This window comes from Pseudomonas sp. NPDC099000, assembly GCF_044759925.1.
GTDB lineage: Bacteria > Pseudomonadota > Gammaproteobacteria > Pseudomonadales > Pseudomonadaceae > Aquipseudomonas.
In genome coordinates this window covers 91,774-98,100 of the sequence record NZ_JBIWAF010000022.1, presented here as the reverse complement: position 1 = coordinate 98,100, position 6,327 = coordinate 91,774, and the positions used below count along the sequence as shown (strand labels likewise).

The 6,327-nt window shown below is 56.9% G+C and carries 7 protein-coding genes and 1 tRNA gene; 6 read left to right on the top strand and 2 right to left on the bottom strand.

Annotation, left to right across the window (positions count from 1 at the left end; translation table 11 throughout):
* Positions 1-106: 106 nt before the first annotated feature.
* From pheS to ACIQV9_RS22105, 6 genes are all read left to right on the top strand, one after another.
* Entirely contained in the window at positions 107-1,123 is a 1,017-nt protein-coding gene (gene pheS / locus ACIQV9_RS22130; RefSeq protein WP_403105910.1) for a phenylalanine--tRNA ligase subunit alpha, read from the top strand.
* A 26-nt stretch (positions 1,124-1,149) separates the two neighbouring features.
* Positions 1,150-3,531, top strand: a complete 2,382-nt coding sequence (gene pheT / locus ACIQV9_RS22125; protein WP_403105908.1) for a phenylalanine--tRNA ligase subunit beta — start codon at positions 1,150-1,152, stop codon at positions 3,529-3,531.
* Between the two features lie 3 nt (positions 3,532-3,534).
* Positions 3,535-3,837: an integration host factor subunit alpha gene (ihfA, locus tag ACIQV9_RS22120; RefSeq protein ID WP_002553164.1), complete on the top strand. Its 303-nt coding sequence runs from the start codon at positions 3,535-3,537 to the stop codon at positions 3,835-3,837.
* Positions 3,818-4,174: a MerR family transcriptional regulator gene (locus tag ACIQV9_RS22115; RefSeq protein WP_403105905.1), complete on the top strand. Its 357-nt coding sequence runs from the start codon at positions 3,818-3,820 to the stop codon at positions 4,172-4,174. The genes ihfA and ACIQV9_RS22115 overlap by 20 nt, the downstream gene beginning before the upstream one ends.
* 89 nt (positions 4,175-4,263) lie before the next feature.
* Positions 4,264-4,340 (top strand) — tRNA-Pro (locus ACIQV9_RS22110).
* 267 nt (positions 4,341-4,607) lie between these two features.
* A complete protein-coding gene (locus ACIQV9_RS22105; protein ID WP_403105902.1) occupies positions 4,608-4,814 on the top strand; it encodes a hypothetical protein in 207 nt (68 codons plus the stop codon).
* A gap of 290 nt (positions 4,815-5,104) precedes the next feature.
* Here ACIQV9_RS22105 and ACIQV9_RS22100 read toward each other — a convergent pair whose 3' ends face one another.
* The gene (locus ACIQV9_RS22100; RefSeq protein WP_403105899.1) at positions 5,105-5,377 is read right to left on the bottom strand and encodes a hypothetical protein; all 273 of its coding nucleotides are present in this window, start codon (positions 5,375-5,377) and stop codon (positions 5,105-5,107) included.
* A gap of 112 nt (positions 5,378-5,489) precedes the next feature.
* Positions 5,490-6,197 carry a metallophosphoesterase gene (locus ACIQV9_RS22095; protein ID WP_403105896.1) on the bottom strand — a complete coding sequence of 236 codons (708 nt, stop codon included), beginning with the start codon at positions 6,195-6,197 and terminating at the stop codon, positions 5,490-5,492.
* Positions 6,198-6,327: the final 130 nt, after the last annotated feature.

The following is a 6,327-nucleotide window of genomic DNA, read 5'->3' as shown; positions in this document are numbered from 1 at the left end:
AAACATACAGAAAACCAGAATAACACCTGTGACTCCAGTTGATAAAAGTCATAAAAAGGTGAAGAGCCTTCAAGCTCTTCCCCTATTTTGTATCTGGAGTCTGTACATGGAAAACCTGGACGCGCTCGTCTCTCAAGCACTAGAGGCTGTGCAAAGCGCTGAAGATATCAATGCCCTGGAGCAAATCCGGGTTCACTACCTTGGCAAGAAGGGTGAATTGACTCAGGTGATGAAGACCCTGGGGAATTTGCCGGCAGAAGAGCGTCCGCAAGTCGGCGCCCTTATCAACGTTGCCAAGGAGCGTGTCACAGAGGTTCTCAATGCCCGCAAGGCGCTGTTTGAAGAGGCCGACCTGGCCGCCAAACTGTCTGCCGAGTCCATTGACGTGACCCTGCCTGGCCGCGGCCAGACCTCGGGTGGTCTGCATCCGGTTACTCGTACTCTGGAACGTATCGAACAGTTCTTCACCCATATTGGCTACGGCATTGCCGAAGGCCCTGAGGTCGAAGACGACTACCACAACTTCGAAGCCCTCAACATCCCAGGCCATCACCCGGCCCGGTCGATGCATGACACCTTCTATTTCAATGCCAACATGTTGCTGCGCACCCATACCTCGCCGGTTCAGGTCCGCACCATGGAATCGAAACAACCGCCGATCCGCATCGTCTGCCCAGGCCGTGTGTACCGTAGCGACTCCGATATCACCCACTCGCCGATGTTCCACCAGGTCGAAGGCCTGTTGGTCGACCGCGACATCAACTTCGCCGACCTCAAAGGGACCATCGAAGAGTTCTTGCGCGTGTTCTTCGAAAAAGAACTGGCCGTGCGTTTCCGTCCTTCGTACTTCCCCTTCACCGAGCCGTCCGCTGAAGTCGATATGGAGTGCGTGATGTGCAGCGGTAAAGGCTGCCGTGTCTGCAAACAGACTGGCTGGCTGGAAGTCATGGGCTGCGGCATGGTTCACCCGAATGTGCTGCGCATGTCCGGGATCGACCCGGAAGAGTTTTCGGGCTTTGCCTTCGGCATGGGCGTTGAGCGTCTGGCCATGCTGCGTTACGGCGTGAACGACTTGCGTCTGTTCTTCGACAACGACTTGCGGTTCCTCGCGCACTTTCGCTAGTCGTAACGAATTCTTAGGAGAGCAGGATGAAATTCAGTGAACAATGGCTGCGTGGCTGGGTAAGCCCGCAGGTAAGTCGCGACGAGCTGGTTGCTCGTCTGTCGATGGCCGGTCTTGAGGTCGATAGCGTTACGCTGGCCGCCGGTGAGTTCAGTGGCGTGGTAGTGGGCGAGGTGTTGAGCACCGAGCAGCACCCGGACGCCGACAAGTTGCGTGTATGCCAGGTCAGCAACGGCTCGGAGACCTTCCAGGTAGTGTGCGGTGCGCCAAACGTGCGCCCGGGCCTGAAGATCCCGTTTGCCATGATCGGCGCCGAACTGCCAGGCGACTTCAAAATCAAGAAAGCCAAGCTGCGTGGCGTTGAGTCCAACGGCATGCTGTGCTCGCAAGCCGAGCTGCAAGTCGGCGAAGGCAACGATGGCCTGATGGAATTGCCGACCGATGCGCCGGTGGGTCAGGACATTCGTGAGTACCTGAGCCTGGACGACGCCAGCATCGAAGTCGACCTCACCCCGAACCGCGGCGACTGCCTGTCCCTGGCCGGTCTGGCCCGTGAAGTCGGCGCGTTGTACGCTGCTGAAGTCACCCGTCCGGTGGTTGCTGTCGTGCCAGCCGTGCACGACGAAGTGCGCTCGATCGAAGTGCTGGCGCCTGCTGCTTGCCCGCGTTACCTGGGTCGTGTGATCCGTAACGTCGATCTATCCCAGCCTACGCCGCTGTGGATGGTCGAGCGCTTGCGTCGTGGCGACGTGCGAAGCATCGACGCTGCCGTGGATATCACCAACTACGTGATGCTTGAACTGGGTCAACCGCTGCACGCGTTCGATCTCGCCGAAATCAATGGCGGCATCCGTGTGCGCATGGCCGAAGAAGGCGAGAAGCTAGTACTGCTCGACGGTCAGGAAGTCAGCCTGCGTAGCGATACGCTGGTGATTGCCGACCACACCCGCGCCTTGGCCATCGCCGGCGTCATGGGGGGCGAGCACAGCGGCGTCAACACCGCGACCACTCGCGATGTGTTCCTGGAAAGCGCGTTTTTCGACCAGATTGCCGTCGCTGGCAAGGCCCGTTCCTACGGCCTGCACACCGATGCCTCGCACCGCTACGAGCGTGGCGTGGACTGGCAACTGGCCCGTGAAGCCATGGAGCGCGCCACTGGCCTGCTGCTGGAAATCACTGGGGGCGAAGCTGGCCCGATCATCGAAACCGTCAGCGAACAGCACCTGCCGAAGATTGCTCCGGTCACCCTGCGTGCGCAGCGCATCACTCAGATGCTGGGCATGGAAATGGAGTCGGCCGAAGTCGAGCGTCTGCTCAGCGGCCTGGGTCTGAAAATTGCTGCCGATGGGGCAGGGCAGTGGCGCGTTGAAGTGCCAAGCCACCGCTTCGACATTAGTCTGGAAGTGGACCTGATCGAAGAGCTGGCCCGTCTGTACGGCTACAACCGTCTGCCGGTTCGTTACCCGCAAGCTCGCCTGGCGCCACAAGCCAAGGCTGAAGCGCGTAGCGATCTGCCGGAACTGCGTCGTCTGCTGGTGGCACGTGGATATCAGGAAGCGATCACCTACAGCTTCATCGATCCGAAACAATTCGAGTTGTTTAATCCGGGTGTCGAGCCGCTGCTGCTTGCCAACCCGATCTCGAACGACATGGCGGCCATGCGCTCGTCCCTGTGGCCCGGTCTGGTCAAGGCGCTTCAGCACAACCTGAACCGTCAGCAGGATCGCGTCCGTCTGTTCGAAAGCGGCCTGCGCTTTGTCGGTCAGTTGGAAGGCCTGAAGCAAGAGCCGATGATTGCGGGTGTTGTTTGCGGTAGCCGTCTGCCGGAAGGCTGGGCTCAGGGTCGCGATGTCGTGGATTTCTTCGACGTCAAAGCCGACGTGGAAGCGGTGCTGGGTTTTGCCGGTGCACTGGATTCGTTCACGTTCGTGCCGGGCAAACACCCTGCGTTGCACCCGGGTCAAACCGCGCGCATCGAACGTGAAGGTCGCCTGGTCGGCTTCGTCGGCGCTATCCACCCTGAATTGTCGAAAACCCTCGGTCTCGACCGCCCGGTTTTCGTCTTCGAGCTGGTTCTGGCCGAAGTGGCATTGGGAAAAATGCCTAAATTCCAGGAGTTATCACGCTTTCCTGAAGTGCGTCGTGACCTGGCGCTGATTGCGGCCACGGACGTTGCGGCCAGTGCCGTACTGGACGTAATCCGTGAAAATGCAGGCGAATGGCTCACAGACCTCAGGCTATTTGACGTGTATCAGGGTAAAGGCATTGATCCTGATAGAAAAAGCCTTGCAGTCGGCTTGACCTGGCAGCATCCATCGCGCACTCTTAATGACGATGAGGTGAATACCACGACGCAAAACATCCTCACCTCGCTCGAACAAAGGTTGAACGCCACGTTAAGGAAGTGACGTATGGGGGCTCTGACGAAAGCTGAAATGGCGGAACGTCTGTATGAAGAGCTGGGCCTGAATAAACGGGAGGCCAAGGAATTGGTCGAACTGTTTTTTGAAGAAATCAGGCACGCTCTTGAAGACAACGAACAAGTCAAATTGTCCGGTTTCGGCAATTTCGACCTTCGGGACAAACGCCAGCGGCCTGGCCGCAATCCGAAAACGGGTGAAGAAATCCCGATCACGGCTCGCCGTGTGGTCACCTTTCGTCCAGGGCAGAAGTTGAAGGCCCGAGTTGAGGCTTATGCTGGAACCAAGTCATAACGACGAGCTCCCCGTCAGCCCAGGCAAACGCTACTTCACCATTGGTGAAGTCAGCGAGCTGTGTGCGGTAAAACCGCACGTGCTGCGCTATTGGGAGCAGGAGTTTCCTCAACTCAACCCCGTCAAACGCCGCGGAAACCGCCGGTATTATCAGCGCCAAGACGTGCTGATGATCCGGCAGATCCGCGCGCTTCTTTACGATCAAGGGTTCACCATCGGCGGCGCGCGCCTGCGTTTGTCCGGTGATGAAGCCAAAGACGACACCACCCAATACAAACAGATGATTCGGCAGATGATTGCTGAGTTGGAAGATGTGTTGGTTGTTCTCAAGAAATAATTTCCTGCATTTGAATACTTCCAGTTTTCAAAAGCTTGCGATATATTCTTGAGCGTTCTTCGAGATGAGGAACGAGTTTCACGCCTAGTCGGGGCGTAGCGCAGTCCGGTAGCGCACTAGCATGGGGTGCTAGGGGTCGAGTGTTCGAATCACTCCGTCCCGACCATTATTCCTGAGTAAAATCAGACACTTGAGCCGATCAGATGGATCGGCTTTTTTGTGTCTGCGCAAAACTACCCGGTTGTTTCCAGTCTCGAGAGCCTTCAAGGGCCATAGCAATCTACCAGCGTATGATCGCGATAAGCTGCACCAGAGCGGAAAGACAACCGTGGCTGGCGTTGTAAGCTCAACGGATCAGATCAATGTGTTTTAGTGCCGAATACTCTTGAACTGACAACTGACGGCAAATACCGCCCTACAAAAGGGTTACTCAATGCTGAAGAAACAGCCGGAAAGCAAAGCAGCGACCGCAGCTGAAATCGAGCGCTCCATCCAGGCCTTGAACAAACTGGCAGAACGCCTTTGGGGTGACGGCCGGGAAGCAGAAGCGAAAGCGCTCCTTGATGCCTTGGATGCTCTAAACCGAGCGCTGGACCGGATCAGGATTGGGGAGAGCCGCAGGGTTGGGACTCTCCATTAATACGGATGAATCAACTGGCTACCAAGTCCAAGCCTGGACGAACAGGCATCGAAGGCAGATATCTGATGTGGCTACTTGAACTTTTGTCCGGCCTCCTCGACGGCCTCGGTAATATTCAGCCTTACGAAAAACCTCGCAGGGTTTTCACGCGAGGATTTGTCGCATTCTGTGTGATGGTCGCTGTGTTTGAGCTAATAGCTTTGAACCAACTTTATGCGGGCGAACGCGGGTGAATACTGTCTGCCTTCCTTGTTTCAGACTTGTGCAACACCCGGGTAAGGGCTCACCGCTTACTGCTTCGGTTTTGTTTCTTCATTGCCCGAGCCACTCGAGCTGGCAGCATCTTTTTCCATCTCCTCCGACTCCGCACCAGAATTAGACCCCGCAGCTTCCTCACCCTTTTTGTCAGCCTTTTCCTTGTTGGACTCACCCCCCTGGTTAAGCCCCGGAAGAGCACTCGGTGGGATAGTAGCGTCCTCCGTGACCTTCTCGGCCGCGAGCGCGTAGGTCGAGCAGATCGACACAAATCCCGTGAGCATAAGAGCGGCAATTTTGCTGTTCATGGTTTGCGCCTACCGTGCGAGTGGATGTATGCATTTGAAGAGCGTGGAGGATGAACGTGCTGGTGCCAAGACGAGCGGTACAAGGGAGAGGCACCTGAATTGACAAAAAACGTCAAGCCGCAGCTTCGAGCGTATCGAGATCCAAAAGGGTGAAATGGCCCGCATCCGGCTTCCAGCCAGCAGTGTCAATATGAATCACATTGCCAAGCCTGACGGGCTTACGTATTGGCGTATGCCCGACAATCAGCGCACGCAATCCTTCAACGCCCTGCATCTCCCTCTGCTCGAGCCGGCTTCGTGACCACATGCAACGGTTCCGCACCTGCGTCAGGCGCGGGCTGCTCTCCGGCGATTCCAGTTCACCGACCAACTGCCCCCATGATGGAAACGGACAATCGGCATGCACAATCCCAATCAAGCCTTGTGCTGTTTCGACTTCAATTGCGATAGGCAACTCGGCGAACTTCGCTGCGAACTCTTTCTGCTCGGACAGCGAGAGGCGCGTGAACCATAAGCCGCCGTTGTAGATCCAGCTATCGACGTCGCAGGTATCGAAGTGAACCACGTAGTCATCATGGTTGCCGCACACTGGGTGAAACCATGGCTTGTCCAGCCAATCGAGAGCGTCACGGCATTCCGGCCCGCGGTCAATCAGATCGCCAACACTGAATAGGCGATCGACCGTAGGATTAAACCTGGCGGCATCCAGAGCAGCCTGCAGCCGCGTGAAGTGGCCGTGTATGTCGCCGACAGCGAAATCTCGGCCAACCGTGTTTGTGGTGAAGCGCTTCACCCGCGTCACCTCTGAGATTTCGAACATGACTGTGCCTCATCCGCCAATCGCCGGCGAGCTCGTGGTCAATTGAGTTTAGGCGGCGTCGGAGAAAATCGTAGGCAAGGGCTTCGGGTGATCGCAAAAGAAAAACCCGGCCATTGTGCCGGGTTGTTTC

What these genes read in the sequence shown, in the direction of transcription:
- pheS (WP_403105910.1), top strand. Translation starts at nt 107, where the DNA reads ATGGAAAACCTGGACGCGCTCGTCTCTCAAGCACTAGAGGCTGTGCAA.
- pheT (WP_403105908.1), top strand. Translation starts at nt 1,150, where the DNA reads ATGAAATTCAGTGAACAATGGCTGCGTGGCTGGGTAAGCCCGCAGGTA.
- ihfA (WP_002553164.1), top strand. Translation starts at nt 3,535, where the DNA reads ATGGGGGCTCTGACGAAAGCTGAAATGGCGGAACGTCTGTATGAAGAG.
- ACIQV9_RS22115 (WP_403105905.1), top strand. Translation starts at nt 3,818, where the DNA reads ATGCTGGAACCAAGTCATAACGACGAGCTCCCCGTCAGCCCAGGCAAA.
- ACIQV9_RS22105 (WP_403105902.1), top strand. Translation starts at nt 4,608, where the DNA reads ATGCTGAAGAAACAGCCGGAAAGCAAAGCAGCGACCGCAGCTGAAATC.
- ACIQV9_RS22100 (WP_403105899.1), bottom strand. Translation starts at nt 5,377, where the DNA reads ATGAACAGCAAAATTGCCGCTCTTATGCTCACGGGATTTGTGTCGATC.
- ACIQV9_RS22095 (WP_403105896.1), bottom strand. Translation starts at nt 6,197, where the DNA reads ATGTTCGAAATCTCAGAGGTGACGCGGGTGAAGCGCTTCACCACAAAC.